The organism is Acinetobacter sp. YH12108 (genome assembly GCF_013419055.1).
Lineage (GTDB): Bacteria > Pseudomonadota > Gammaproteobacteria > Pseudomonadales > Moraxellaceae > Acinetobacter.
The window spans coordinates 26,487-52,861 of sequence record NZ_VPAW01000013.1; the positions used below are offsets into that span (position 1 = coordinate 26,487).

The following is a 26,375-nucleotide window of genomic DNA, read 5'->3' on the forward strand; positions in this document are numbered from 1 at the left end:
TAACGTCTTTTTGACTAAGTTATTACAAGTCTTTAACCTGATTAAAAAACAATCAACAAAAGACTACATACTTTTAAGAATGATTCAGCCTAAGCTACCTAAGCACTAGAAAAATCCATCACTTAATAACTGAAGGGCAGATATGCCAAATAACACTGCATAGGTGAAGTTTATGACTCTGGGTTTAACTGCATTAGAGTTAGCACGAATACAGTTCGCCTTTACTGTATCTTTTCATATTATCTTTCCTGCAATTTCAATCGGATTAGCAAGTTTTTTGGCTATTCTGGAATGGCGCTGGTTAAAGACTAAAAATCCGATTTTTCAGGATCTGTTCAAGTTTTGGGTCAAAATTTTCGCCGTCGCATTTGGTATGGGCGTCGTATCCGGTGTGGTAATGAGCTATCAGTTCGGAACCAACTGGAGTGAGTTTTCCCGGGTCGCTGGAAGTGTGACCGGACCCTTGCTGGCTTATGAAGTTTTAACTGCGTTCTTTTTAGAAGCCGGATTCCTGGGCATCATGCTCTTTGGCTGGGATCGGGTTGGCCCACGAGCGCACTTTTTCTCCACTTTAATGGTGGCAATCGGCACCTGTATTTCCATGTTCTGGATTTTATCTTCCAATAGCTGGATGCAGACCCCTCAAGGTTTTGCGATTGAAAATGGCCTGATCGTCCCGCAAGACTGGGTAGCGATCGTATTTAACCCGTCTTTTCCTTATCGTTTGGCTCATATGGCAATGGCCGCCTTTCTGGTCTCCGCCTTACTTGTAGCCTCAACAGCGGCATGGCATCTGATCAAGGGCCGTCGAGATCCTTTAGTCAAAACTTCATTTTCCATGGCCATGTGGCTGATTCTGGCACTTGCACCTTTACAGATTTTTGTGGGGGATATGCATGGTCTGAATACGCTTGAACATCAGCCAGCCAAACTGGCCGCGATGGAAGGCCATTGGGAAACCAATCATGATGAAGGAATGCCTTTATACCTGTTTGGGATTCCAGACATGCAAGCTGAAGAAACCAAATATGCAATTGGTATTCCTAAATTGGGTAGCCTGATTCTGACGCATTCTATGGATGGAAAAGTCACGGGGCTTAAAGATTTTGCACCTGAAGATCGACCCAATTCACTGGTGGTGTTCTGGAGTTTCCGGATTATGGTCGGGCTGGGTATGTTAATGCTCTTGCTTGCACTCTGGGGATTATGGTCACGTACTCGAGGACGGTTTTATGAGTCACGTGGTCTGCATCGTTTTGCACTCATCATGGGGCCATCCGGATTTCTTGCTATGCTGGCAGGATGGTTTACTACAGAAGTCGGTCGTCAGCCTTGGGTTGTCTACGGCATTATGCGGACCAAAGATGCATTATCACCAGTGTCTGCTGAACAGGTCGGTCTAACTCTGATTATCTTTGTGGTGGTTTACTGCGTCGTTTTTGGTGTGGGAATTTTCTACATGTTGCGCCTTATGCATAGAGGTCCAGAATTTATTCATTCCAGACCACACCATGAATCGGATAGCGATGTGGTTCAGGCTTCTCGTCGACCATTGAGCAGTATTCGCGAACGTATTGAAGAAGTTCCTGAACATCCGGATCAGGAGGATAAAAAATGATTGATTTATCATTAATTTGGATTGCGATTATTGGCCTGGGTGTACTGGTCTATACCATTCTGGATGGTTTCGATCTGGGAATTGGTATTCTATTTCCATTCTTCCCGCATCAGGATGAACGAGATGTCATGATGAATACGGTCGCTCCAGTCTGGGATGGTAATGAAACCTGGATGGTTCTAGGGGGCGCCGGATTATTTGCTGCCTTTCCATTGGCTTATTCGACGGTACTCTCAGCGCTATATATGCCCATTATCCTGATGGTGATCGCCTTGATTTTTCGTGGTGTCGCTTTTGAGTTCCGTTTTAAGGCGAATAAAAGCAAACACTGGTGGGATAAAGCCTTTATTGGGGGATCGATCGTTACCAGTTTCTTGCAAGGGATGATCCTGGGTGCATATATTCAGGGGATTGAAACACGAAATGGTGTCTATGTAGGCGGTGGTCTGGACTGGCTTAGCCCATTCAGTATCTTTACCGGAGTCAGTGTCGTGGTGCTATATGCAGCATTAGGCTGTGGATGGCTCATTTATAAAACCGGTGATGATTTACAGGATCGCATGTTTAAACTGATGCCGAAACTGATTATTGCCTTACTGATTATTTTAGGCGCTGTTAGTGTTTATACGCCGTTGACCCATCCGCAAATTGCGGAGCGTTGGTTCAGCCAGCCACAATTTACCTACTTTATGCCCGTACCGATCTTGGTCATATTGTTTACCTGGCTGGCCTTACGCGCCTGTAAAAGACGCAGTGAACTAGGTCCATTTTCCTATATGCTGGTGCTGGTATTCCTGGCATATACCGGTTTTCTGATTAGTCTGTGGCCATATATTATTCCGCCATCAGTCACGATCTGGCAGGCAGCGGCACATGAAAATAGTCAGTTATTTGCCTTGATTGGTGCCTTGATTCTGATTCCGATTATCGTGATTTATACCTGTATGTCCTATTGGGTATTCCGACACAAGGTACGTGTTGGAGATGATGGTTATCATTAAGGAGCAGTTATGACACGCAAACAGATAGTATGGTTTGTCGGCTTATGGCTTGCAGGTTTTTTGACACTAGCACTTATTGCAGGGGCATTCCGCTTTCTGGTGCATTTGGCCTATTAGGTATATTAAATGAACAAAGAAAAGGGATTTGTTAGTACAAATCCCTTTTTATAGGCTAAATTTTTGATTTTTAAAATATCAAGATGAGGCTTTGATCTGTTTACGATAAACACTTGGACGGACAGGGCGGCTGTTTTTCCATAACCCTTTTTTCTGCTTTTTGGCTTTATTCTGTAGTTCCATCATATAGCGTAAATGGTTTTTATCCCGGATATATTCCTCATAAACCCATGCCGCACCACGTTTCACAATCTCTTCATTGATATTCTTGCGATAACGATAGACCACACCGACACAGCGACCATATCGGTCAATATCCGTAATTTGTACCCGAATCATTTTATTTTTAACCATACTTTGAACCAGGCGTAGTGATTCCTTACCATAGGCCTGTGAAGATTCAGGTGCATCGACATAGGCAAAACGTAATTTGGTCTCAGAGCGACGGATATTAAAACGGTAGCAGGTGAGGGTGTCACCATCACTGACCGCACTTACCCGGCACCAATATTTCTTACCTTTCTTAAAGGGGCGAAATAGGTCCTTTAAATACACCGTAATTTTATGCAGCAGATAATAGGAAAAACACAGAAGTACGAAGCCCAGCACAATTTGCCAGGTAGTGGAGAGATGTAACAAGGGTAAGATCCAAATCAGCAAAAACAGCCGCATAAACACAGCTAAAAGTTGAGCCATTTTAGATCAAAGCCACTCCGCATAGGGCTTAAAAAGCCATCAATCGGTGTTTTGTTTTGTACCGATAAAATAGCCTCAGCAGTATAAAACCAAGCCAACCTTAATCCTAAAACCTGATAGTAAAAATAGCCTAAGTAATTTTAAATCATCTCATAAATAGCCTAAGCAAAAATTCTATAAATTTCATTTCTCAAAAATTGATGTCTTTTATTCTCCTGCAAATCTTTATGCCAATACATCCCCATATTAATTTTCGGCAGTTGTACAGGAACGTCAAAAATATTCAGACAGTTTGCTAACTGTAGATGAGTCAAAACATTTTTAGGAATTGTCAGCATGGCAGTCTTTTGCTGTTCCAGAATTTGCAGGGCTGTGGAATAGTGCTGACAACGTAAAAAAATCTGTCGGGAATAATGTTTTCGACTTAAATATATATCTTCAACTAAAACTCCCGTACGGCGTGAGGAAACGCCAATATGAGGTGATGCCAGATAAATCTGTTCATTCATTTCTGTTCGTTGTGTACAGACCACGAATTCATCCTGTACCAGTCGTTCAAACTGAATTTTTTCACTAATACTTTGCTCCAGATCAATAACAAAATCGACCTGTTGAGAGGCGAGATCTGCAGCAATATTTTTACGGTCGAGTTTCATGCTACTCAGTTGAAGATCCAGGTTAATTTTTTGGAAATGTTGAACCAGTTTAGGAAAGATCATGGGTTCAATTTCGTCATGTACAGCAATTTTTAAGCTATGAATCGATTCCGGTCTGAATTGCTGATGCTGCATCGAAATATTCTGAATCGTAAAAAGTGCATTTTTAATTTCAGGATAGATCTGATCCGCAAACGGCGTAGGTTGCATCTTGCTACCCGTTCGCACAAATAAATCATCTTGTAAATGCTGTCTTAAACGTTGTAAAGCATGACTGGCCGCTGACTGGCTTATCGATAGAATTTGCGCAGCTTTAGAAATACTGTTTTGTTCGTAAATGGCAATAAAAAGTGGATAAAGATTAATATCAATACGATGAAAATTTCGTAGATCCATCACGGTTTTTGAATGAATACTATGCATACTACTATATGGAATTAAATCATTTTATTCATAATAAGTTTTGGGTTAAGGTGTTGTAAAGCGTATGAATTAGAATATTCAGAGGGATAAAGCAATGTTTGAGCTGTCAGCACGTGTACAGGATTATTTAAATAGAACAAAAAAGTTTATTATTGATGAAATTGAACCTGTCGAGGCTGATTTCTGGCATCAGGTACATGAACTGAATCAAGGCGGTGACTGGACCAAATGGCAATGGCCGGCAGAACTTGAAACATTGAAAGATAAAGCCAAAGCGGCAGGTCTCTGGAATATGTTTTTGCCTTGTCCAGAATTAGGTCAGGGATTATCCGTTCAGGAATATGCGCATATCGCTGAACTTTCTGGACGAAGCCTAATTGCACCTACTGTCTTTAACTGTAATGCACCAGATAGCGGCAATATGGAAGTACTGTGGCGCTATGGTTCTGAAGAACAAAAACAGCAATGGTTAATGCCACTTCTGGAAGGGAAAATCCGTTCAGTGTTCTGTATGACTGAACCTGCAGTGGCTTCTAGTGATGCTACCAATATGCAGGCGACGGCGGTAGTTGAAGGTGATGAAATTGTTTTGAATGGTCGTAAATGGTGGTCTTCAGGTTTGGGTGATCCAAATGCCAAAATCATCATCTTTATGGCACATACACCGGATGAATCCAAAGACCGTCATCATCAGCATTCCATGGTTTTAGTTCCAGTCGATACTGCAGGCGTAAAAATCGAACGGATGCTTCAAGTCTTTGGTGACTATGATGCACCACATGGCCACGGCGAAGTCAGCTTTGATAATGTTCGTGTTCCAGTTTCGAATTTTATTGGCGGTGCAGGTCAAGGCTTTGAAATTGCCCAAGGTCGTTTAGGGCCAGGCCGTATTCACCATTGTATGCGTTGCATCGGTGCTGCTGAAAAATCATTAGAGTTGATGATTGACCGAGGTATGAGCCGTACCGCATTTGGTAAAGAGATTTTAAAACTGGGTGGTAACCTGGAACGTGTCGCAGAAGCTCGCGTTGCCATTGATCAGGCTCGATTATTAACCTTGTATGCTGCCTATAAAATGGATACTTTAGGGAATATGGCAGCACTGACTGAAATTTCTGCAATTAAAGTGGTCGCGCCAAGTGTGCTGGAAAAAGTCGTGGATATGGCAATTCAGATCCACGGCGGTGCGGGTGTTTCTCGTGACACACCGCTGACCGGATTCTTTGCCCAAGCCCGTGCCTTACGTCTGGCTGATGGCCCGGATGAAGTGCATAAAGGCATGATTGCCAAACTGGAACTGGCAAAACGCGGTTATAGCACACGTCGTAAAAAATAAGCTGGCTTTATATACAGAACATTGAAACGTATTAGAAGATTTTAAGGAAAAATTATGGCGGTCATTGATGTAGGTGGATCAGTTCGTGAAGGTGAGGAACTGGATGTACAGGCCATCACAGAGTGGTTAAATCAACAAGGAGCAAATGTAGAAGGTCCTTTAGAGCTTACTCAATATTCAGGTGGAGCTTCTAACTGGACTTATCGTTTGCAATATGCCAATGCCGATTTAATTTTACGTCGTCCGCCTCAAGGGACTAAAGCCAAATCTGCGCATGACATGGCACGTGAATATCATGTACAAAAAGCCTTGGCTGACCATTATCCGGTCGTACCTGAAATGGTGGCACTTTGTCAGGACGAATCAGTCATTGGCTGTGACTTCTATGTAATGAAACGCATTGAAGGTATTATTCCGCGTGCCAAGCTGCCGCCTGAATTACAACTGACTGAACCAGATATCCAGACTCTATGTATTAATGTGATTGATAAGCTGATCGAACTACACCAAGTTCCTTACACTGGTACAGAACTGGAAAAGTTAGGCAAAGGTGAAGGCTATTGCCGTCGTCAGGTAGAAGGCTGGGATGCACGTTACGAAAAAGCCAAAACATTAAATGTTCCATCTTTTAAATACGTGCGTAACTGGCTGAAAGATAATATTCCATCTGATTCTAAAACCTGTGTCATTCACAATGACTGGCGTTTTGATAATGTCATTTTGGATCCAGAAAATCCAACTGAAGTTATTGGGGTGCTGGACTGGGAAATGGCCACCCTGGGTGATCCGCTGATGGACTTGGGTTCTGCCTTGGCTTATTGGGTAGAAGATACGGACAATGCCATTTTTAAAGCAACACGTCGTCAGCCCACCAATTTAAAAGGTATGTTTACCCGTAAAGAAGTGGTCGATTACTATTTGGAGAAAACCGGTCTGCAACCGGAAAACTGGACATTCTATGAAGTGTTTGGGATTTTCCGTCTCTCGGTAATTGCTCAGCAGATCTATTATCGTTATTACCACAAACAAACCAACAATCCAGCCTTTAAGGATTTTTGGGTAGTCATTCATGCCTTGCATATTCGTGCCTTAAAACTGATTGGTCTACAAAAGCTTGAAGCCAATGACATTGCACAAAAATATATCCTGAAATTTAAAGAGTTAATGCCAAAATGACCACCATTTACTTGATCCGGCATGGACAGGCATCTTTCGGGGCAGCCAGTTATGATCAGCTTTCGCCAAATGGGGAACTACAGGCAAAATTGCTCGGTCGTTATTTTGATGAAATTCTGAAAGAAGCACCGTATGTAGTGGCTGGTTCTATGCAACGTCATCAACAGACGGCACAGTTATCTTTAGATGAATGTTTTCCTGAAAGCGAGATTTTGACCGATAGTGCCTGGAATGAGTTTAATCATCAGCAGGTCTTTGCCCGTTATGAACCGCGTTTTAATCAGCCTGAACTGCTTAAGCAGGATGTCTCAGAACATGCCAATCCACGGGATTATCTGAGCAAGATCTTTAGTGGAGCGATTGCTCGCTGGACCTGTGATGATTATCACCATGAATATGATGAATCCTGGCCAAATTTTAAAAGCCGCGTAGAAACCGGTTTGCAGAACTTATGTGATCAGCTTGCGCAAACTAAACCGCGCTATGCAATCGTGTATACCTCAGGTGGCGTCATCTCTGTGGCGGTAGGTAAAATCCTGGGTCTGAGTCCGGAGAAAACTTTCGCTTTAAACTGGGCAATTACCAATACCAGCATTACTACATTGCGTCTGGTCGGAAATGAACCCCAGCTACTCAGTTTGAATGAACATCATTTTATTAAAGCACAGCGTCCAGACCTGCTAACCTGGATTTAAAAATTATTGAAGATAAAACACCTTATAAAATAAAGGGATAGGGTAAAAATATGGCTAAAACGATTTTAATTACTGGTGCAAGTTCAGGGATTGGTGCCGGTATGGCACGTGAATTTGCAAAAAAAGGGTATAACCTGGCGATTTGTGCACGTCGTCTGGAACGTCTGGAAACTTTGAAGCAGGAACTCGAGAGCCAATATGATATTAAAGTCATTGCCAAAACACTGGATGTGACCAATTATGATCAGGTTTTTGAAGTTTTCCGTGCCTTTAAAGAAGACTTTGGCACCATTGACCGGATTATTGTCAATGCCGGTGTAGGTGAAGGCCGCCGGATTGGTAAAGGTAATTTTGCGATCAATAAAGCTACTGTTGAAACCAACTTTATTTCTGCATTGGCACAATGTGAAGCTGCAGTGGAAATTTTCCGCGCACAAAACTCCGGTCATCTGGTGATGATTTCATCGATGAGCGCAATGCGTGGTATGCCAAAACACTTGACTGCTTATGGCGCAAGTAAGGCTGGGGTTGCACATCTGGCTGAAGGCATTCGTGCTGAGCTAATTGATACACCAATTAAAGTCACGACCATTTTCCCAGGCTATATTCGTACTGAAATCAATGAAGGCGCGAAAAAATTACCGTTTGAAGTGGATGAGAAAACGGGTTCACGTTTATTGGCAGAAGAAATTGAGAAAGCACCAGTCAAAGCTTATGTGCCGAAATGGCCTTGGTTGCCCCTCGGTTTGGCAATGAAAGTATTACCGCTAAAATTAGTCAATAAATTAGGTTAAAACCTCAATTTAAAAAGCTCCATTCGGGGCTTTTTTACTTTCTAGAATTAAAAAAATTAGATGAGATAAGTTTACTAATGGCTTTAAAGGTAAAAGATATGATGAATAAGGTTAGTTGAAATTCTCTAAATAGCTAAAACTTTGATGATGAATAAATTTTATTTCTATATAAAATTAAAATTCTATCAGAATAGAAATAATTAAATTTTTAAGAAGATAAATTTTATCGAAAATACCTCCTTATTTTTCTGCTTTATTCTTGGTCTTAAAAAAATTACTACAACTGCCCAAAACTTGAACATACTCACTGCGAAAGTGGAAAGATAACTTCTCTTTTTTATAAATTCCTTTAATGTACAACTGTTCAGAAATCAAAGGTTGTCCATATGTCTACATCTTCGGATATGACTGACCAACAGCGAATCTCTAAGGTCAGAAATATCGTTACACAGGCCGGGGAAGAAATACGTACCCGTTATCCTATACTTAAACATCAGAATTTCATTGGTGCGAGTATTTTAGGTTTTGCCTGGACGGGGATGATCGCATGCGCATTGGCATATGGATATGGTTATCTTTCTGCGTGGTTCACCATTCCCCTAATTGCAATTTTTGCTTCACTGACACATGAATTGGAACATGACCTGATTCATTATATGTATTTCAAAAAAACACCTTGGGCACATCATTTAATGTTGGCTTTAGTGTGGCTGGCTCGTCCAAATACGATTAGTCCATGGGCTCGCCGACGCATGCATTTGCATCATCATAAATATTCAGGCACTGAATATGATCTTGAAGAACGTGGCATCAGTAATGGTATGCCATGGGGGATTCGCCGCATTCTAGTGATCAGTGACCAGTTGATGTCAGTGTATTTGCGTCCTTTTCAGATGTTTAAAATGATTCATCTTTTTATGGAAAAACAGCCTGAAAAAGAACGTAAAGTTGCCATGATTTCTCAGCTATTAGGCTTCTTGCCATTAAGCTTGATTTATTATGGTCTGTGCTATTTATTTGTAGTCTTTCATGTAGGCAATGCCGTTGCACCAATCTTTGGTTATGAAATGCTTTGGTCGGAAAGTATCATCGAAGCTATGCCGCTCGTGAATTTCTTGGCAGTAATTTGGATCATTCCGAATTTTATCCGTTCTTTTAGCCTGCAATTCGTTAGCTCCAATATGCATTATTATGGTGATATTGATCCACGCGATGTCATCAAGCAGACTCAGGTACTGAATCCATGGTGGATGGTGCCATTCCAGTTATTTTGCTGTAATTTCGGTTCAACTCATGCGATCCATCATTTTGTGGTCAAAGAACCCTTTTATATACGTCAGTTGACCTCTAAAACGGCGCATAAAGTCATGAAAGAAGTGGGTGTACGCTTTAATGATATTGGGACGTTCAAGCGCATGAACCGCTGGAATGATCATAAAGTTTGATATATCAGCCACATTAAAAAATCCCGTTAAACGCCGGGATTTTTTTATTTTGCTAGTTAAAGTTACGTGAATATTCATTAAAAATGACTGCTGAGGTATTACTCGTAATCCATAAATTGCAGTAAAATTAATCATATCTTTATATAAATTAGTCCATTATGTTGCTCAAAGCTGCCACTATCGCCTTAATTCCCACGCTCGTAATTCAGGGTAACCGTGTCAAAAAAAATACGATAAAACTTCCAGAACCAGAGGGTGCACGTGAAGGCCAAACAGGAACAGGCAAAAAACTTTCATTACTGATTGTGGGTGATTCAGCAGCAGCAGGGGTCGGGGTAGATCATCAGAATGATGCCTTACTTGGCGCGATTCTGAATGAGCTAAAAAATGACTTTGAAATTGAATGGAAGTTACAGGCAAAAACGGGCGATACCACCTCAAAGGTCATTCGTACTTTAGACCAGATTGAAGCTAAATCCTATGATGTGGTCGTGACTTCAGTCGGCGTGAATGATGTGACTAAGCTCATGCCTGCCGATGTCTGGATCAAGAAGCAGGAACAGTTTTATGGCAAAATCCAGCAAAAGTTTAATCCAAAACTGGTCATTGCAGCCGGTGTCCCTCCAATGAACATGTTCCCAGCTTTACCGAATCCTTTGGCCTGGTTATTTGGTCAATATGCCAAACACATGAACCAACAACTGGAAAAATTTGTGAACAAGCAGATCAACATGCAATGGATTGAATACGATATTGAAAAATATCGGGCCATGAATTTACAAATGGCCAAAGATGGTTTTCATCCAAGTAAGGAAGTTTATACACTTTGGGGACAAGAAGTCGCTAGCAAGATCCGTCAGGCATTCTAAAATAACTGAAATACCTGAATCTGGAACAGTTTATGTCGGATATTGAAACCCATCCATTACCGCCATTTTTACCGCCCAATGCCAAATTATTGATGTTGGGCAGTTTTCCGCCACCCGCAACGCGCTGGAAAATGAATTTTTATTATCCGAATTACCAAAATGATATGTGGCGGATATTTGGGTTAATTTTCTTTAAAAATAAAGATTACTTTTTGGACTTACCTAATAAAAAATTTCAGGAACATCTAATCCGTGAGTTTCTAACTGAAACGGGGATTGCGATTTTTGACAGTGCTTATCAGATCCGACGCCTGAAGGGAAATGCTTCCGATAAATTTCTAGAAATTGTAGTGCCAACCAATTTGCGGGATCTATTAGGGAAAATATCGGACTGCAACCACATCATGACTACAGGCGACAAGGCCACAGATACTTTGATGCTCTCTATGCCTGAAGGTACGTTGAAACCCGGTATAGGTGAGCCAACACAGGCACATTTTCTTGGCCGTGACCTGTATCTATACCGGATGCCATCTTCATCCCGGGCTTATCCTTTGGCTCTGGATAAGAAAGCAGATAGTTACCGGATGATGTTCGAGCATGTCGGTCTAATTTGAGTTATGAATAAATATAAATATTAAGTATATTTATGAAATAAGCTTATTTTTAGAAAGTATTTAAGTATTTTCTACCTGCATATTGGGATATTCGACCCAGCGATAATCCTTAACTTTAATATCCCGAACATGATGAAAGCTGGACCAGATCAGTTTGCTACCTTTACTCCATTTTAATGTAGAGATACGAGATTCAACTTTCTCAATCTCTTCCGCTGTTGCAGGACGTAAAGAGCCAATCTCTGCATATAAACGTACACCGGGATAATGCTTAAATTTTCCCTTGAACATGGAACTTAACCAGAACAGTTTGCTGCTATTCACAGCCTGAATGCAGGCAAGTGGCTGATGCTGTAAATTTTCAGAGAAGGTGGTGGAGTAAGTATCAAAAAAGAAACCTGTACTAGACTGCTGATCCAGAAAGACAGTTCCGATCGGAGTAATACTAGGAAAGCCTTGGGGATTGACGGTTGCGATCGAACAATGCATTGCTGCACGCTGCGCATCTGCAACAACTTGACGGATATTTTGCCATTCAGAAGGGGAAATCATGATGTTTTCTCTTTATTATTTTAATCAAGCTTAATCTGTATGTCTAAAATAGGCATTGCCATAAAAATATTCAGGCAAGGGCAATTTAACCAATTAAATATATTAGGTAAATTCCCTGTAAACGAAAAAGAGCCGATATGGCTCTTTCAAATTTTAGAAATGGAAAAATGAATTAACCATCATATTCCACATAATCCCACAGGTTTAAGCGCGCTTTAATTTCTTTGCGGATATTCGGCAACATCGGGAGTAATGTCCCGTCAATCCATAAACTTAAAGCTTGTGCAGAAATCAGTTGCTGTTGTTCATCGACCAGTTGCGCGCCTTTAACCATCACCAGTGTTTCTTCAGAAGCTTCGGTTTCAACACCTTTGAATAGCACCTGTAATTCATAACCGGTATCCTGAATCAGCCATTCCAGTTCGACCTGGATATTCTGATTAGATTTAAGTACGACCTGACCTTCGACCAAGTCCGAATCAGACAGGCAGTCATGTTCAACCCGTATTTTGGCTAAAAACCATTCTTGTTGAGACAGATCCTGCAAGGTCTTAACAGGGGTGAGAATATCACTGAGTTTAAACTGACGACTTAAATCAAAAAATTGCATGGGAGTGGAAAGCGAAAATTCGCAAAATACTGGAAAAGTGTAATTTTAGAGCAATCAACGGAATAGGTAAAACCTTTGTAGGTATTGATCTGATTAATATATAAGAAATAAGCTGAAAAATATAAGTATAAAAACCCGATTTAGAGATTTAGTCAATTTTATATTGTTCAGCTTATCACCAATAAAGATTTAAAATATCCAAAGCCAACTATCAATTAAGGAAAAATCACATTAAATGTAATTTGATTGCAATGTATCTGTCATTACATTAACCATTCTCCCGGGAATTTTGTTGCCAGATTCATCATATAACGCTGGAACTGTGTCGTTTCAGGGTCATGATTATGCTGAATGACTGAACCATTTTTTTGGTGTTCCAGCCAAATGATCTCACCCTCTTTATCTAACTTCAGTTGATAAGCCATTCTGGGTAAATACTGGTTTAAGGACTTAGTAATTTCATCTTGAAGTTGATCGGATTCAATCACCAGACCGACTTCAGTGTTTAAATAGGCAGAGCGTGGATCAAAGTTAAAGGAACCAATAAATACCATGCCATCCAGATCAAAGAATTTGGCATGTAAACTGGAACTGTTCTTATTTTTGGCCGGAATAATATTACCGGTCATAATTTCATACCAGGTCCGTTTTGGCCGTTCAATATAAGGTTTGAATTCCCAGAGCTCGATTCCATTCTTGAGCAGCTGTTTACGGTATTGCTGATAATAGGCATGAACCAAAGCAACATCATTTGCCTGGAAAGAATTGGTTAAAATTCTGATCTTGACACCCTGTTGGGAACGTTTACTTAAATAATCCGCACCTTCCTGAGTAGGAATGAAATAAGAAGAAACCAATTCCAGGTGGTCTTTGGGTTCACCCATGAGTTCCAGCATATGGGTATAAATATAATCGCCATTCTGGGCGCTACGACGAACCTTGGAAGGGGCATCGGCAACAAAATAGGCATTTCCCCATTTGATCGGGCGCTTTCTCAGTTGTTCATCAATCTGCTGCTCCGCAATACCGACTCGGCGTTTCAATTCATTTTTATCGACTTCATCTTCTTTAAATTCAGTTCTTAGTCGTTTTAAAAGTTGTGGATTACCCGAATCATTTAGAACTTGTCGGATATCATAGCTTAGATCATCGTTCCAGAATTTGATAAAGGTTTGATTCGCATCGTGTGCTGGCTTTCCGGCAAAGAAAATATCAACATCGCTAAACTGAAAATCCTTACTGGCATCAAAATATTCACTACTGATATTCCGACCACCTGTGACCGCTGCCGTACCATCCGCAATAATCAGTTTGTTATGCATACGCGGATTAATATATTTCATACGGAATCCGTAATCCAGGGCACGCAATTGACGGAATTTATAAGGATTAAATAGTCGGACTTCGAAATTAGGATGCTGGGCTAAGGCCAGCAACTTATCATCCAGTTGAGTCCCGTTCTGGTCATCAATCTGAACCCGAACCTTCACGCCACGGTCTGCGGCTTTTAATAATTGGGAGAGGATCATGTTACCAATATAGTCATCTTTCCAGATGTAATATTGCAGGTCGAGATGGTATTTGGCTTGATTAATCAGATATAACCTTGCCGCCATACTCATAAAACCGTCATATAAAGGTAGATAAGCCGTTTTCCCTTCCTGAATCTGTGGCAGTTGTTCCTCTCTGATCCAGTGGGTCGATTGTACTGGAGTAATAGCTTCTTCTTTTGCTGTATTGGGAGCTAATTCACAGCCAGAAATAGTCAGGCTAAAAACAAAAATACTTAAACATGTAATTGACGAGGGCTTAGTCATTGATGTTCCATTAGTTATAGGGGTTTTATTCCTCAACTTGTGATGTTAATGGTTGAATCTCCGAATAGAAAGAGGTTACTGTTAACCATCTGTAAATCAGTAATAAAAGGATCGTTTTACATGAAATCACGTGCAGCGGTTGCATTTGGCCCAGGTCAGCCATTAGAAATTGTGGAAGTAGATGTTGCTCCACCAAAAGCAGGTGAAGTACTGGTAAAAATTAGCCATACTGGCGTATGTCATACCGATGCATTTACCTTGTCTGGTGATGATCCGGAAGGCGTATTTCCAGCAATTTTAGGCCATGAAGGCGCGGGTGTGGTCGTTGAGGTAGGTGAAGGCGTGACGAGTCTGAAACCGGGTGATCATGTGATTCCACTTTACACGGCAGAATGTGGTGAATGTCTGTTCTGTAAATCGGGTAAGACCAACCTGTGTGTAGCGGTTCGTGCGACTCAGGGTAAAGGTGTAATGCCAGATGGAACTACCCGTTTTTCTTATAATGGCCAACCGATTTATCATTATATGGGCTGTTCAACGTTCTCTGAATATACAGTCGTTGCAGAAGTTTCTCTAGCGAAAATTAACCCTGAAGCTAACCATGAGCAAGTGTGTTTATTAGGCTGTGGCGTGACTACAGGTATTGGTGCAGTACATAACACTGCTAAAGTACAGGAAGGCGATAGCGTCGCTGTATTTGGCTTAGGCGGTATTGGTCTTGCAGTTGTACAAGGTGCTCGCCAGGCCAAAGCCGGCCGTATTATTGCCGTGGATACCAATCCAGATAAATTCGAACTGGCTAAACAGTTTGGCGCTACTGATTTTGTGAATCCAAAAGACTATGACAAGCCAATTCAGCAAGTGATTGTGGAAATGACCGGTTGGGGCGTAGACCACTCTTTTGAATGTATTGGTAATGTCGACGTAATGCGTTCAGCACTAGAATGTGCACACCGCGGCTGGGGTCAGTCTGTGATTATTGGCGTAGCAGGTGCAGGTAAAGAAATCTCAACTCGTCCATTCCAGCTAGTCACAGGCCGTAAATGGATGGGTACGGCATTTGGTGGTGTTAAAGGTCGTTCTCAATTACCGGGCATGGTTGAACAGGCCATGAAAGGTGAAATTCAGTTAGAACCATTTGTGACACATACGATGCCATTAGAACAGATCAATGAAGCCTTTGATCTGATGCATGAAGGCAAATCGATCCGTAGCGTGATTCATTTTGATTAAAATGATTTAGCGATTTAAACTTCATAAAGGCCGGTTAACACCGGCCTTTTGTTTTAATAATTAAGATATATCAGATACATTTGCCTATCAAAGCACCACACAGCTTAACCTAAAAAACACAAGGCTTCTAAGGTCATTACATGCCAGATGCTTATAGTGAATAGAAGCGTATTGAGAGACGCGATTAAAACCATGTTTAAAAATCATTTTAAAGAATAAGGATAAGCTCTATGTCGAATGATAGATTTGATCGTATTAAAAATTCTCCTAAAGATGTCCGTGATGATTTAAACGCCGATCCAATTAGCGGCGAGCCAGGTGCACATCCTATTGGCACAGGCGTAGGTGCTGCCGGTGGCGCAGCTGCAGGTGCAGCGGTCGGTGCAGCAGGCGGTCCTGTTGGTGCAGCAGTAGGCGGTGTTGTGGGGGCAGTGGTCGGTGGTCTCGCAGGTAAAGGCGTAGGCGAAGCTGTGAACCCGACTGAAGAAGCAGCATTCTGGCGAGATAATGCTGTTGAAACCCCTTATTATTCAGATGCCCGTACCACGTATAGCGATTTAGATTACGATCGTGACTATGATGCGGCCTATCGTGTCGGTTATGAAAACCGTGGAGCATATGATGCCAATACCCGTTTTGAAGATGTAGAAAGCGATCTGAAAGTAAAATGGGAACAGGCAAAAGGCCAGTCACGTCTGAACTGGGAACAGGCAAAATTTGCAGTACGTGATGCATGGAATCGCGTAACCCGTTAATTGCAAATGCCAAAACCAAGATCTAATATGCTCTTGGTTTTAAGGAAATGGGCAAAGTCTGCTGACCGTCACGACTTTGTCCATTATTAATATCTGAAAGGTTAGAATTCTAGGGCGATAAGTAAAAGTATAAATACTGATAAATATTTTTTTATATTTACTACTTGTCAAAACTGGATAGAGCGCGTATTTTAATTTCAGATTCACATTTTTATGAAAGACATAAACATGTTAAAGCAACCTATCATTTCAAACGCTTATTTTTATTTCTGGCAGTTTAGATAATTGCCTGAATGCGTTTGGGCAATGAAAAGGTTGCCCACCAGTTAATACCTGATCGGCAACCCTGATCAGGTTTTTTTATGCATGTGATTTAACAATTTTTTGGAGACAGCCATGACAAACTTTAACTATTCATACTTTAGCAACTTTTATTGGTCTTACTTTAGCCAGCTAATGACGCTTTCGACATCTTCGATTAGACCCATAACGCTCAAATAAAAGTTTGGACTGATTGCCAGTCCCAGGATTTAAAGTCATGAATATTGCAAATACATCACAACAACATCAAACAGAAACCATTTTAGCTTTGCCACAGCAACTTAAGCAGCAATTGCCACTGTCTCCGCAATTGGCTGTACAAGTCGCTGAACAGCGTCAAATTATTCAAAATATTTTAGAGGGTAAAGATCACCGTTTAATGGTGATTACCGGACCATGTTCCATTCATGATGAAGCTTCCGCACTGGAATATGCAGAAAAATTAAAACAGCTTCAGGAACAGGTTTCTGATCAAATTTTCCTGGTTATGCGGGCCTATATTGAAAAACCACGTACTACTGTAGGCTGGAAAGGCTTCCTGTATGACCCAGAACTCGATGGCTCATCCAATATTCAATTGGGTCTGGAAAAATCTCGTGCACTGTACCTAAAACTGATTGGCATGGGCCTGCCGATTGCCTCAGAGATATTAAGTCCAATGGCGACAGCGTATTTCGATGATCTATTGGCATGGGGTGCGATTGGCGCGCGTACCAGTGAATCACAAATTCACCGTGAAATTTCCAGCCATATGCCGTACAGCATCGGTTTCAAAAATGGGACAGATGGTTCGATTCAAATTGCTCTTGATGCTATTCAGTCAGCTTCCAATCCACATCAGTTCATGGGCATGAGCCAATCGGGTCTGCCGTGTATCCTGAGCTCAAAAGGGAATCCAAAAGCACATTTGATCCTGCGTGGTTCAAATAGTGGTCCGAACTACCAGTTGTCTGAAATTGAAAAAATTAAAGCGAAACACTCAACCGATTTGCCGGCCCTGGTTATTGATTGCAGTCATGGCAATAGTTCAAAAAACCCAATGCTACAACCTGAAGTGCTGGAGCAGATCGTCGCTGAACGTTTGCACAGCAATGTGCGGGGTGTAATGCTCGAAAGTCATCTGGTCGATGGCAATCAGAAAATCTCTGAAGATATGGTTTACGGCCAGTCAGTGACTGATGGATGTCTGGGCTGGACAAAAACCGAGCAATTATTGTTAAATATGGCTGATTCACTGCGATGCGAAAGTTTAAAGCGTAGCGCTTAAACTCACGATCTTATCTTTCCTCAATTCGTTGAGGAAAGATATTATGATCGGATATGGTTGTTCAGAAGTATTTTTCTAAATGCTGAAAGCAACAATTCGATATTTTGAAAATTAAAACAATGAGTATTAAAACGATTTTAAAAAATTCATAAAAAATAATTAATTTAAAAAAATAAACAATAACAATAATTTATTAGAGGTCAGCCTGATACTGTTTTTAAACAGCGGATGAGTAATGATCCTAGGAAGCTTGCTATGTATACAACTGAATTACTCGATGAAGCACGTAAATTTATGCACCATATGCTGACCAAAGTCGTGGAATATGGTAGTTCCGACCTTTTTATCACTGCTGATTTCCCGCCCAGTATCAAACAGCAAGGGTTAATGAAACCGTTTGGCCAGCAGAAACTCACAGCCGATAAGACCCGTTTGTTTGCTTATGCCTTGATGAATGAGCGACAGATTCAGGAATTTGAATCGGTGATGGAATGCAATTTTAGTATTAGCATCCCGGGCGTGTCGCGTTTCCGGGTTAATGTCTTCCAGCAACAGCACAATGTAGGCATGGTGATTCGAATCATTACGACAGATATTCCAAGCTTTGAGCAGTTAGGCTTACCAGCTTCATTGCAACAGGTCATCATGCAGAAACGTGGTTTGGTGCTGGTAGTTGGTGCAACGGGTGTCGGGAAATCGACTACATTGGCAGCCATGATTGATTATCGTAATACGCATACTGAAGGGCATATTATTACGATCGAAGACCCGGTGGAATATGTCTATCAGCATAAAAACTCGATGATCACCCAGCGTGAAATTGGTGTAGATTGCGTTTCCTGGCACAATGCACTGATTAATACCATGCGGCAGGCACCTGACGTTATCGTGATTGGCGAAATCAGGGATACAGACAGTATGGAGCATGCAATTGCCTTTGCTGAATCTGGCCATTTATGTCTTGCAACACTCCATTCTAATAATGCCGATCAGGCACTGGACCGGATTATTAACTTCTTTCCAGAAGAACGCCGTAATCAGTTACTGCTAGATTTATCAGCTAATATCAAAGCCGTGATTTCTCAGCGGCTAATTCGCACTGAAGATGGTAAAGGTCGTCGGGCTGCGGTAGAAATTCTGCAAAATACCCCTTTAGTTTCTGACCTGATTCGTAAAGGTGAATTCCATGAACTTAAAACGATTATGACTCGTTCGCGGGAACTGGGCATGCAAACCTTTGATCAGGCGTTATTTGATTTATATAACCAAGGCATTATTTCTTATGAAGAAGCCTTGCGTAATGCAGACTCCAGTAATGAATTACGTTTACAAATCAAATTAAAGAGTAGTCGTATCAATCCTGTTTTACAGGCAGAAAATGCCCAGATTTCACTTCTGGAACAGTCCAGATCGCGTGCACTTTCACCTGACTAATCTTTGTTTTTAATAAACAGACTGCCATTCAGCTCAATAGAACTGAGTCATAAATCTTCTTTAATGGTGGCTTTTAAGCAAGGCAGCTTTCAGCCACCTATCTAATTTTTTAATTTTATTCTTACTTGCCTAGCGAATTCAGTTTCACCATCTTGCGTTTATCCTGAATATGATCTTTTTCATCGTAATATTCTTTTAAAATGAAGTAGTTTTTAAAATGCAAATTTTGCCTAGTTAATTGATATTTTGTTGAACTTCATCACATAATATTCCAAAAATATTTTCTTTATAAATCAAATCTATTTGAGGCTTTAAAAAAAACGCTGCACAATAAAAATCAAATGATATTGGCATGAATCAAGCATTTAAATTCATGTAATTGTGTATTTCCAGGGGAAGAGAATGTTCACGGCAGAACTGTTGGACGAAGCAAAAAAATTCATGCATCACATGCTGACCAAAGTAGTGGAATATGGGGGCTCAGACTTATTTATTACCGCAGATTTTCCACCGAGTATTAAACATCAGGGCTTAATGAAGCCCTTTGGACAACAAATTCTTACTGCTGAAAAAACCAAACTGTTTGCTTATAGCTTGATGAATGATAAACAGCGTCAAGAGTTTGAAGCTGAACTAGAATGTAACTTCGCGATTACTGTACCGGGTGTATCGCGCTTCCGGGTAAATGTTTTTGTACAACAGCTTCAGGTCGGGATGGTAATCCGGACCATTACGGCAGAAATTCCAAATTTCCAGAAACTGAAATTACCAGAATCATTGAAACACGTGATTATGGAAAAACGCGGTCTGGTACTGGTTGTAGGAGGAACGGGTTCAGGTAAATCGACCTCTCTGGCAGCGATGATTGACTACCGCAATGAAAATTCGGCGGGGCATATCATTACCGTGGAAGATCCGGTGGAATATGTACATAAACACAAGAAATCCATGATTACTCACCGTGAAGTTGGAGTCGATTGCCATTCCTGGCACAATGCGCTGAAAAATACCTTGCGTCAGGCCCCCGATGTAATTCTGATCGGTGAGATTCGGGATACCGAAACCATGGAACACGCAATTGCCTTTGCTGAAACCGGACATTTATGTCTGGGTACACTGCATTCCAATAATGCTAACCAGACTTTGGACCGGATTATTAACTTCTTCCCGGAAGAACGCCGTAATCAGTTATTAATGGATTTATCTTCGAATATGAAGGCGATTATTTCCCAGCGTTTGATTCGTACTCAGGATGGAAAAGGGCGTCGGGCTGCAATTGAAATCATGTTAAATACACCTTTGATTTCTGATCTGATTCTAAAAGGTGAGTTTCATGAGCTGAAAGCCATTATGGGCAAATCTCGTGAACTGGGCATGCAGACTTTCGATCAGGCCTTATTTGACCTGTATAACGAGGGTGCGATTTCTTATGAGGAAGCATTGCGTAATGCTGATTCGACTAATGAATTACGTTTACAGATCAAGCTGAAAAGCAACCGCCAGGATAATCCTGCTGCTGGAGAAGCAACACAATTCACGATGATGCAAGAACCGAAAGCTGAAGAAAAAGAACAGGAAAATACTTCAGCATCTGAATAAATACATCTTCGTGTCAGAATTAAAACAGGCAGTTCATCTGCCTGTTTTTTTATTATATTTAGATATTAACTTGTATTAGGCAGTCTTAACTTGAACGACCAGTTTAAAGTAAACAATACTGCATAAGGTGAGTAAACTACAGAGAATAAAGGCGAACTGATAACTATAAGTCGCAATAAGCGCCCCAATCAGTAGCGAACCGACCGCAATTCCTACATCATAGAAGGTATAAAAGGTCGAAGTAGCATAACCAATCCGGTGTTTCGGTGCACGTTGAATGGCCAGTGTTTGAATGCAAGGTTGTGCGCTGCCAAAACCGACACCAATCAATACCGCAGCCAGTAAGAATCCCCATAAAGTCTGAATCTGACTGAGTAAAAAAAGTCCTAAACTAAATACTAAGAGCGCAGGATAAATTACATATTGTGGGCCTTTACGATCATAAATTTTTCCGGTAATTGGACGCAAACTCATCATGGAAATGGCAAATACAACAAAGAATAAACTGGCATAAGCCATCAGATTTTTACTGGCAGCAAAAGGCGCAATAAAAGACATGATGCTGGCGTAAGAGAAGGAAATCAGAGCAGCCAGAACAGCAACAGGCAGCGCTTTCTTTTCTACAACATCAGAAAACACCAGTCCTTTTTTATCAGGAATAGTTTGAATGATGTTCTCAGTCTCCTTGACCGGAATCATTAAGCAGAAAGCAAATCCGATAAAAACTAATGCAATCAGCAATGTTGTGATCTGAAAATAAGACCAGTATTCAATCAGACTTAAGCCAATCAATGGTCCTAGAACAATACCCAGATTGACTGACATAACGTAATAGCCCATGCCTTCGCCTTTACGCTGCTCTGGAATAAACTGATTCACCACAGGAACACAGACGGTAGTCAAAATACTAAACCAGATCCCATGCAAAAAACGGATGATAAATAAGGTCGTCAGCTGATCGGCAAGCAAGTAGGCTAGGGAAAATAGACTGAAAAAGATTCCAGAAACAATCAAGGTTTTACGGATACCCAATTTCTCAATAATCAGGCCGCTAAATGGTCGTACAGCAATCGCTGAAATCATGAACAAGGTCATGGCCAGACCAGCTTGGGCTAAGTTTTCACCTAATTCTTTCAGGATATAAATCGGTAAAATCGTGGTTTGTGCAAAATAGAAAATAAATAAAAACAGGTTATTGGCCAGACACAGCACAAAAGGCTTGGTCCATAAAGGCAATAGATTGGATTTCATAATTTTCCTAAATTGATCTATAGGGAAATGCTGCGGTGAACATGAATATTATTTTTATAAAGCAGCCTGAGCTATCTGATGCGAGCAATAGCAGGCACAGCAAAGACTTTAAGAAAAATGTGTGAAAAATACAATAAAATTCCGATATAAATACATTGTATTTGATGGAGAGCTTTAAATACGAAGTTTTCAATGCGTAAAAAAATCAGCCCGCAGGCTGATTCTTATTTTTCCATACTAAATCAAAGTAGCTTATAGGCCAGCTTCATATTCTGTATTAGACAATAGCTTTTCTACATCTGCCATATTGTCCGGTTTGATTTTATAGATCCAGCCTTTGCCATACGGGTCATCATTAATGAAGTCAGGATCATCTTCAAGCGCAGCATTGATTTCAACCACTGTACCAGAGACAGGTGCATGAATATCAGAAGCGGTTTTTACTGATTCAACCACGCCAGCCTGTTCACCCGCAGTAATATGTGAGTCAAGATCTGGTGCTTCTACATAAACCAGATCACCTAATGCATCCTGTGCATGGTCGGAAATACCGGTCACAACAAGATCACCCTCAATGCGTACCCATTCATGTGTACTTGCGTACTTTAATTCTGAAGGATGATTCATTGATAACTCCCTAAAAATCTTAAGATCATTTTTGATATGTTTTATACATTCTTTTTGGTCAAAACAAAAGGTTTATCCGTGCTTATAAATAAGGATCTTTACGCCAGTTGCTCGGGCTACGACCACTCCAGCGCTTAAACGCCCGACTAAAATTCGCCACATCACTATAGCCAAGTTCATCAGCGATCTGCTCCAGAGTAAAGTCTGTACGGGATAATAAGGAAGTAGCATGCCGGTAGCGCACTTCATCCACCAGCGTAGAGAAAGAAGTACCTTCAGCGGCCAACTGACGCTTTAAGGTTCGATCTGACATATGCAGGCGTTCAGCTACGCTTTCAATACTCAGATAATGCTGTTCGGAATGAGTCAGGATATCCCGTACCCGCATGGCAATCCGGTGCCGTTCACCTAAAGCAGATAATTCGGCTTCACACTGGTTAATCGCAATCTGGCTGGCAATTGGATCAGCATGTACCAACTTGTTCATCAGGTAGCTTTTATCAAAACTTAAAATTAAATGCGGCTGTTCAAAACGGAATTGATGCGTAGGAAATTTCGCCATGAAGCGTTCAAAACCTTCCGGCTTTTTGAAATCGAAGTCGATTTCACCGGTTGCATCGTTAACCCCGGTAATGGCTTTTGCCATACTGATCAGGCCAATCATCAGGGCAATCGAAATTTCGGTACGAAGCGGTTCAAGCTGGATATCAGTTTGCAGCTGTACGGTTGCCTTAGCGCCAAAGGTCGAGAAAAATAACTGCAAGAAGGGTAAACGTAACTGAATGAATCGGTTCGCCAGCACCAGGGCTTCGGTAATATTATTCGCCGTCATGATGGCATAACCGATAAAGCCATGAATTGAAATCCGCATCTGGGTACCTAAGTGATAACCCAATGTCGGTTCACCAGTGAGCTTCAAGGCATGCTTGACCAGTTCATTGGCCACAGGGGTCGGAATACGGTAATCAGGATCTGCCAACTGTTCACTGGTCAGGCCAAAAGGCTTAAAAAGCGACTCATTATTATACCCCCAGCGGGAAATGACATCGAGAAGCAAGAGACCGTATACACCTGGAATACCTTGGTCTTGGCGTGGAGCTATTGTTTTCATGCGCGATCCGTTGCACTCATTCAAATTTTTTTATTTTCACTTCATATTGGCATGAAAAAGCCATTTTCTTGATAAAAATTGTTGGACAAAGCTGTGGCAATTTCCACAATAAGATTTTAATCAACTTAAAGCAGAGTAGCTCAACTTAAAGTTGGAAATCAATGTAAACCAGAGATATTTTAGGGATTTAATTTTAAGCCTACAGATTTCTATTAATTCAGAATAGGGCTGTTTTTTGAATAATCTGGAATTTAAAAATGCTTGTGGAATAGTTGATATTCCCATAAAAGCAAACCGAAGCATGGCTATTCAAGTGACTCAAATAGAATGCTTCGGTTTCTGTTGTAGAGCTTAGCTACTACTGAATAGAGCGATTATGCTTCGTGTAAGTTATCAGTTTTGGTATGTTGCTGTACCAAGAACCCGCCGGTTTGACGCTGCCATAGCTGCGCATAGATTCCGTTTAAGGCCACCAGTTCATCATGCGTACCTTGCTCGGCAATTTTACCTTGATCCATCACAATCAGACGATCCATCTGCGCAATGGTAGAAAGACGATGCGCAATGGCAATAACCGTTTTACCTTGCATCAAATCATCCAGACTATTCTGAATAGCCGCTTCAACCTCAGAATCCAGAGCACTGGTGGCTTCATCCAGAATCAGAATCGGCGCATCTTTCAAGAATACCCGGGAAATGGCAATACGTTGGCGCTGTCCACCAGAAAGCTTCACGCCACGTTCACCTACATAGGCGTCATAGCCTCTACGGCCACGCAAATCAGTCAGATTCGGAATAAATTCTTCTGCTTTGGCCTTGCGTACAGCTTCAAACATCTCTTCATCAGTTGCATCCGGACGACCGTATTTGATATTTTCAGCTACGGTACGATGCAGCAAAGACGTATCCTGAGTGACCAGCGCAATATTTTTACGCAAACTGTCCTGAGTGACATCGGCAATATCCTGATCATCAATCAGAATACGGCCCTGATTCAGATGATAGAAATGCAATAGCAATTGAATCAGGGTCGATTTACCAGCTCCAGAACGCCCCACGATCCCGATTTTTTCACCTGGGCGAATGGTCAGATTAAACTGGTCAATGACCGGTTTTTCATTATAGGCAAAAGTGACATTATCGAATTTAATCTCACCGTGTTTTAGCTCCAGTTCTTTCGCATCTTCTTTGTCTTGAATATTGATCCGACGACCTAGAGTTTTCATCCCGTCCTGAATGGTACCGACATTTTCAAACAGGGCAGAGGTCTGCCACATCATAAACTCAGCAATACTATTCAGCTTTAATACCATCGCTGTAGTGGCTGCAATAATCCCGAGCTGCGCTTGACCTTGCATCCAGAGCCAGATTGCAGTACCCAGCACACCTGCATATAGCACAACACTCAGCATCAGAATGCTGATTTCGTATTGAGCGCCCAGACGCATTTGCTTATACACCGTAACCATAAATTCCTGCATAGAGGATTTGGCATACTGGCTTTCACGACCCGCATGCGCAAACAATTTTACGGTCTGAATATTGGTATAGGCATCAGTCACACGTCCGGTCATGACTGCACGCGCATCCGCTTGTAAGGATGAAATCTTGCTTAATCTTGGAATGAAATAGCAGGCGGCACAAATAAACAAGAATAGCCAGACCATAAGCGGCAAGATAAGTAAGGGTGAAATGGCACCCAAAACAATATTAATTGTGACGAAATAAATCAGCACATAAGCCAACATATCGCCCAAAATGACCCAGAATTCCCGGATCGCCAGCGCCGTTTGCATGACTTTGGCCGATAAACGTCCGGCAAAATCATTATGGAAGAAGTCCAAACTCTGTTTGAGCAATAAATTATGGAAGCGCCAACGCAGACGCATCGGGAAATTACTGTATAAAATCTGATGCTTGATCAGGGACTGGGCACTGGCAAACAGGATATTGGCCAGCAAGATAATACTCAATAAGGTCAGGTTGCTGGCATGTTGATCTAAAAAAGTCTCTGGCTGACTTTGACTCAACCAGTTCACCAGATCACCAATTTTTGAATACAGTAAGGCCTCAAAACTGGCTGCACCTGCGGTACACAATACTAGAATCAGCAAATAACGGCGTACCCCATAAGCTGCTTGCCAGACAAAGGGGAAAAACCTGGTGGGTAAAGGTTGATTCAGGTTTTTGGTGGGATAGGGGTCTACCAGCCGTTCAAGCCATCGAAACATTAACGTACTCTTATCATGTATTTTCTTTGCGAGGATTATAAAGGATTCTGCTTTTTGAAGTCTGAATTTGAGTGAAATTGCCACAAATGTTTAACTAAATCAAACTTTAGGTTGCAGAGCAAAA

24 protein-coding genes are annotated in these 26,375 nt (G+C 41.4%); 15 read left to right on the forward strand and 9 right to left on the reverse strand.

Going from position 1 to position 26,375, the window contains the following annotated elements:
- Positions 1-172: 172 nt before the first annotated feature.
- The 3 genes from FTU46_RS09850 to FTU46_RS09860 are packed head-to-tail and all read left to right on the forward strand — an operon-like array spanning position 173 to position 2,736.
- A complete protein-coding gene (locus FTU46_RS09850) occupies positions 173-1,618 on the forward strand; it encodes a cytochrome ubiquinol oxidase subunit I (protein WP_159122896.1) in 1,446 nt (481 codons plus the stop codon).
- Positions 1,615-2,619 carry a cytochrome d ubiquinol oxidase subunit II gene (cydB, locus tag FTU46_RS09855; RefSeq protein WP_034702762.1) on the forward strand — a complete coding sequence of 335 codons (1,005 nt, stop codon included), beginning with the start codon at positions 1,615-1,617 and terminating at the stop codon, positions 2,617-2,619. Before FTU46_RS09850 ends, cydB begins: the two co-directional genes overlap by 4 nt.
- Before the next feature lie 9 nt (positions 2,620-2,628).
- Positions 2,629-2,736 carry a DUF2474 domain-containing protein gene (locus FTU46_RS09860; RefSeq protein WP_104426067.1) on the forward strand — a complete coding sequence of 36 codons (108 nt, stop codon included), beginning with the start codon at positions 2,629-2,631 and terminating at the stop codon, positions 2,734-2,736.
- A 78-nt stretch (positions 2,737-2,814) separates the two neighbouring features.
- On the opposite strand, the gene FTU46_RS09865 is transcribed toward FTU46_RS09860, so the two are convergent.
- Complete coding sequence (locus FTU46_RS09865) at positions 2,815-3,432, reverse strand: thermonuclease family protein (protein WP_004785537.1); 618 nt, start codon at positions 3,430-3,432, stop codon at positions 2,815-2,817.
- 161 nt (positions 3,433-3,593) lie between these two features.
- Complete coding sequence (locus FTU46_RS09870) at positions 3,594-4,511, reverse strand: LysR family transcriptional regulator (RefSeq protein ID WP_180104909.1); 918 nt, start codon at positions 4,509-4,511, stop codon at positions 3,594-3,596.
- A gap of 94 nt (positions 4,512-4,605) precedes the next feature.
- On the opposite strand from FTU46_RS09870, the gene FTU46_RS09875 reads away from it, so the two are divergent.
- The 7 genes from FTU46_RS09875 (at position 4,606) to FTU46_RS09905 (ending at position 11,443) form a co-directional block, all read left to right on the forward strand.
- Positions 4,606-5,847, forward strand: a complete 1,242-nt coding sequence (locus FTU46_RS09875) for an acyl-CoA dehydrogenase family protein (RefSeq protein WP_180104910.1) — start codon at positions 4,606-4,608, stop codon at positions 5,845-5,847.
- Between the two features lie 54 nt (positions 5,848-5,901).
- A complete protein-coding gene (locus FTU46_RS09880; RefSeq protein WP_180017418.1) occupies positions 5,902-7,023 on the forward strand; it encodes a phosphotransferase family protein in 1,122 nt (373 codons plus the stop codon).
- On the forward strand, positions 7,020-7,718 hold the full coding sequence (locus tag FTU46_RS09885; RefSeq protein WP_034702771.1) for a histidine phosphatase family protein: 699 nt from the start codon (positions 7,020-7,022) through the stop codon (positions 7,716-7,718). Before FTU46_RS09880 ends, FTU46_RS09885 begins: the two co-directional genes overlap by 4 nt.
- A 50-nt stretch (positions 7,719-7,768) precedes the next feature.
- Complete coding sequence (locus FTU46_RS09890) at positions 7,769-8,512, forward strand: SDR family oxidoreductase (protein WP_004785546.1); 744 nt, start codon at positions 7,769-7,771, stop codon at positions 8,510-8,512.
- 386 nt (positions 8,513-8,898) lie between these two features.
- Positions 8,899-9,957: a fatty acid desaturase gene (locus tag FTU46_RS09895; protein WP_125278627.1), complete on the forward strand. Its 1,059-nt coding sequence runs from the start codon at positions 8,899-8,901 to the stop codon at positions 9,955-9,957.
- Between the two features lie 158 nt (positions 9,958-10,115).
- Positions 10,116-10,826, forward strand: coding sequence for an SGNH/GDSL hydrolase family protein (locus FTU46_RS09900; protein WP_179993226.1), 711 nt, complete (start codon positions 10,116-10,118; stop codon positions 10,824-10,826).
- A gap of 32 nt (positions 10,827-10,858) precedes the next feature.
- Positions 10,859-11,443 (forward strand): uracil-DNA glycosylase family protein, encoded by a 585-nt coding sequence (locus FTU46_RS09905; protein ID WP_180104911.1) that lies wholly within the window; start codon positions 10,859-10,861, stop codon positions 11,441-11,443.
- A gap of 60 nt (positions 11,444-11,503) precedes the next feature.
- Here FTU46_RS09905 and FTU46_RS09910 read toward each other — a convergent pair whose 3' ends face one another.
- The 3 genes from FTU46_RS09910 to FTU46_RS09920 all read right to left on the reverse strand — a co-directional run bounded on the left by FTU46_RS09910 (position 11,504) and on the right by FTU46_RS09920 (position 14,422).
- Positions 11,504-11,995 (reverse strand): pyridoxamine 5'-phosphate oxidase family protein, encoded by a 492-nt coding sequence (locus FTU46_RS09910; RefSeq protein ID WP_180104912.1) that lies wholly within the window; start codon positions 11,993-11,995, stop codon positions 11,504-11,506.
- A gap of 172 nt (positions 11,996-12,167) precedes the next feature.
- Positions 12,168-12,605 carry a hypothetical protein gene (locus tag FTU46_RS09915; protein ID WP_125278624.1) on the reverse strand — a complete coding sequence of 146 codons (438 nt, stop codon included), beginning with the start codon at positions 12,603-12,605 and terminating at the stop codon, positions 12,168-12,170.
- Between the two features lie 263 nt (positions 12,606-12,868).
- A complete protein-coding gene (locus FTU46_RS09920) occupies positions 12,869-14,422 on the reverse strand; it encodes a phospholipase D family protein (RefSeq protein ID WP_166138148.1) in 1,554 nt (517 codons plus the stop codon).
- Positions 14,423-14,542: 120 nt separating this feature from the next.
- On the opposite strand from FTU46_RS09920, the gene FTU46_RS09925 reads away from it, so the two are divergent.
- The 5 genes from FTU46_RS09925 (at position 14,543) to FTU46_RS09945 (ending at position 21,031) form a co-directional block, all read left to right on the forward strand.
- Entirely contained in the window at positions 14,543-15,655 is a 1,113-nt protein-coding gene (locus FTU46_RS09925) for an S-(hydroxymethyl)glutathione dehydrogenase/class III alcohol dehydrogenase (RefSeq protein WP_166138145.1), read from the forward strand.
- A 230-nt stretch (positions 15,656-15,885) separates the two neighbouring features.
- Positions 15,886-16,410: a hypothetical protein gene (locus FTU46_RS09930; RefSeq protein ID WP_159122907.1), complete on the forward strand. Its 525-nt coding sequence runs from the start codon at positions 15,886-15,888 to the stop codon at positions 16,408-16,410.
- Between the two features lie 538 nt (positions 16,411-16,948).
- Positions 16,949-17,998 carry a 3-deoxy-7-phosphoheptulonate synthase gene (locus FTU46_RS09935; RefSeq protein WP_180017403.1) on the forward strand — a complete coding sequence of 350 codons (1,050 nt, stop codon included), beginning with the start codon at positions 16,949-16,951 and terminating at the stop codon, positions 17,996-17,998.
- Positions 17,999-18,253: 255 nt separating this feature from the next.
- Positions 18,254-19,432: a PilT/PilU family type 4a pilus ATPase gene (locus FTU46_RS09940; protein ID WP_180104913.1), complete on the forward strand. Its 1,179-nt coding sequence runs from the start codon at positions 18,254-18,256 to the stop codon at positions 19,430-19,432.
- A 402-nt stretch (positions 19,433-19,834) separates the two neighbouring features.
- Positions 19,835-21,031 carry a PilT/PilU family type 4a pilus ATPase gene (locus tag FTU46_RS09945; RefSeq protein ID WP_125278619.1) on the forward strand — a complete coding sequence of 399 codons (1,197 nt, stop codon included), beginning with the start codon at positions 19,835-19,837 and terminating at the stop codon, positions 21,029-21,031.
- Between the two features lie 75 nt (positions 21,032-21,106).
- Here FTU46_RS09945 and FTU46_RS09950 read toward each other — a convergent pair whose 3' ends face one another.
- The 4 genes from FTU46_RS09950 to FTU46_RS09965 form a co-directional block, all read right to left on the reverse strand.
- The gene (locus FTU46_RS09950) at positions 21,107-22,282 is read right to left on the reverse strand and encodes an MFS transporter (RefSeq protein ID WP_180104914.1); all 1,176 of its coding nucleotides are present in this window, start codon (positions 22,280-22,282) and stop codon (positions 21,107-21,109) included.
- A gap of 252 nt (positions 22,283-22,534) precedes the next feature.
- Positions 22,535-22,909: a glycine cleavage system protein GcvH gene (gene gcvH, locus FTU46_RS09955; protein WP_104426083.1), complete on the reverse strand. Its 375-nt coding sequence runs from the start codon at positions 22,907-22,909 to the stop codon at positions 22,535-22,537.
- Between the two features lie 82 nt (positions 22,910-22,991).
- Positions 22,992-24,020 (reverse strand): AraC family transcriptional regulator, encoded by a 1,029-nt coding sequence (locus FTU46_RS09960; RefSeq protein ID WP_104426084.1) that lies wholly within the window; start codon positions 24,018-24,020, stop codon positions 22,992-22,994.
- 374 nt (positions 24,021-24,394) lie between these two features.
- The gene (locus FTU46_RS09965; RefSeq protein ID WP_180017395.1) at positions 24,395-26,251 is read right to left on the reverse strand and encodes an ABC transporter ATP-binding protein; all 1,857 of its coding nucleotides are present in this window, start codon (positions 26,249-26,251) and stop codon (positions 24,395-24,397) included.
- Positions 26,252-26,375: the final 124 nt, after the last annotated feature.

Bases quoted from the DNA above. Each gene is read 5' to 3' on its own strand.
- FTU46_RS09850 (WP_159122896.1), top strand. From the start codon at position 173: ATGACTCTGGGTTTAACTGCATTAGAGTTAGCACGAATACAGTTCGCC.
- cydB (WP_034702762.1), top strand. From the start codon at position 1,615: ATGATTGATTTATCATTAATTTGGATTGCGATTATTGGCCTGGGTGTA.
- FTU46_RS09860 (WP_104426067.1), top strand. From the start codon at position 2,629: ATGACACGCAAACAGATAGTATGGTTTGTCGGCTTATGGCTTGCAGGT.
- FTU46_RS09865 (WP_004785537.1), bottom strand. From the start codon at position 3,432: ATGGCTCAACTTTTAGCTGTGTTTATGCGGCTGTTTTTGCTGATTTGG.
- FTU46_RS09870 (WP_180104909.1), bottom strand. From the start codon at position 4,511: ATGCATAGTATTCATTCAAAAACCGTGATGGATCTACGAAATTTTCAT.
- FTU46_RS09875 (WP_180104910.1), top strand. From the start codon at position 4,606: ATGTTTGAGCTGTCAGCACGTGTACAGGATTATTTAAATAGAACAAAA.
- FTU46_RS09880 (WP_180017418.1), top strand. From the start codon at position 5,902: ATGGCGGTCATTGATGTAGGTGGATCAGTTCGTGAAGGTGAGGAACTG.
- FTU46_RS09885 (WP_034702771.1), top strand. From the start codon at position 7,020: ATGACCACCATTTACTTGATCCGGCATGGACAGGCATCTTTCGGGGCA.
- FTU46_RS09890 (WP_004785546.1), top strand. From the start codon at position 7,769: ATGGCTAAAACGATTTTAATTACTGGTGCAAGTTCAGGGATTGGTGCC.
- FTU46_RS09895 (WP_125278627.1), top strand. From the start codon at position 8,899: ATGTCTACATCTTCGGATATGACTGACCAACAGCGAATCTCTAAGGTC.
- FTU46_RS09900 (WP_179993226.1), top strand. From the start codon at position 10,116: ATGTTGCTCAAAGCTGCCACTATCGCCTTAATTCCCACGCTCGTAATT.
- FTU46_RS09905 (WP_180104911.1), top strand. From the start codon at position 10,859: ATGTCGGATATTGAAACCCATCCATTACCGCCATTTTTACCGCCCAAT.
- FTU46_RS09910 (WP_180104912.1), bottom strand. From the start codon at position 11,995: ATGATTTCCCCTTCTGAATGGCAAAATATCCGTCAAGTTGTTGCAGAT.
- FTU46_RS09915 (WP_125278624.1), bottom strand. From the start codon at position 12,605: ATGCAATTTTTTGATTTAAGTCGTCAGTTTAAACTCAGTGATATTCTC.
- FTU46_RS09920 (WP_166138148.1), bottom strand. From the start codon at position 14,422: ATGACTAAGCCCTCGTCAATTACATGTTTAAGTATTTTTGTTTTTAGC.
- FTU46_RS09925 (WP_166138145.1), top strand. From the start codon at position 14,543: ATGAAATCACGTGCAGCGGTTGCATTTGGCCCAGGTCAGCCATTAGAA.
- FTU46_RS09930 (WP_159122907.1), top strand. From the start codon at position 15,886: ATGTCGAATGATAGATTTGATCGTATTAAAAATTCTCCTAAAGATGTC.
- FTU46_RS09935 (WP_180017403.1), top strand. From the start codon at position 16,949: ATGAATATTGCAAATACATCACAACAACATCAAACAGAAACCATTTTA.
- FTU46_RS09940 (WP_180104913.1), top strand. From the start codon at position 18,254: ATGTATACAACTGAATTACTCGATGAAGCACGTAAATTTATGCACCAT.
- FTU46_RS09945 (WP_125278619.1), top strand. From the start codon at position 19,835: ATGTTCACGGCAGAACTGTTGGACGAAGCAAAAAAATTCATGCATCAC.
- FTU46_RS09950 (WP_180104914.1), bottom strand. From the start codon at position 22,282: ATGAAATCCAATCTATTGCCTTTATGGACCAAGCCTTTTGTGCTGTGT.
- gcvH (WP_104426083.1), bottom strand. From the start codon at position 22,909: ATGAATCATCCTTCAGAATTAAAGTACGCAAGTACACATGAATGGGTA.
- FTU46_RS09960 (WP_104426084.1), bottom strand. From the start codon at position 24,020: ATGAAAACAATAGCTCCACGCCAAGACCAAGGTATTCCAGGTGTATAC.
- FTU46_RS09965 (WP_180017395.1), bottom strand. From the start codon at position 26,251: ATGTTTCGATGGCTTGAACGGCTGGTAGACCCCTATCCCACCAAAAAC.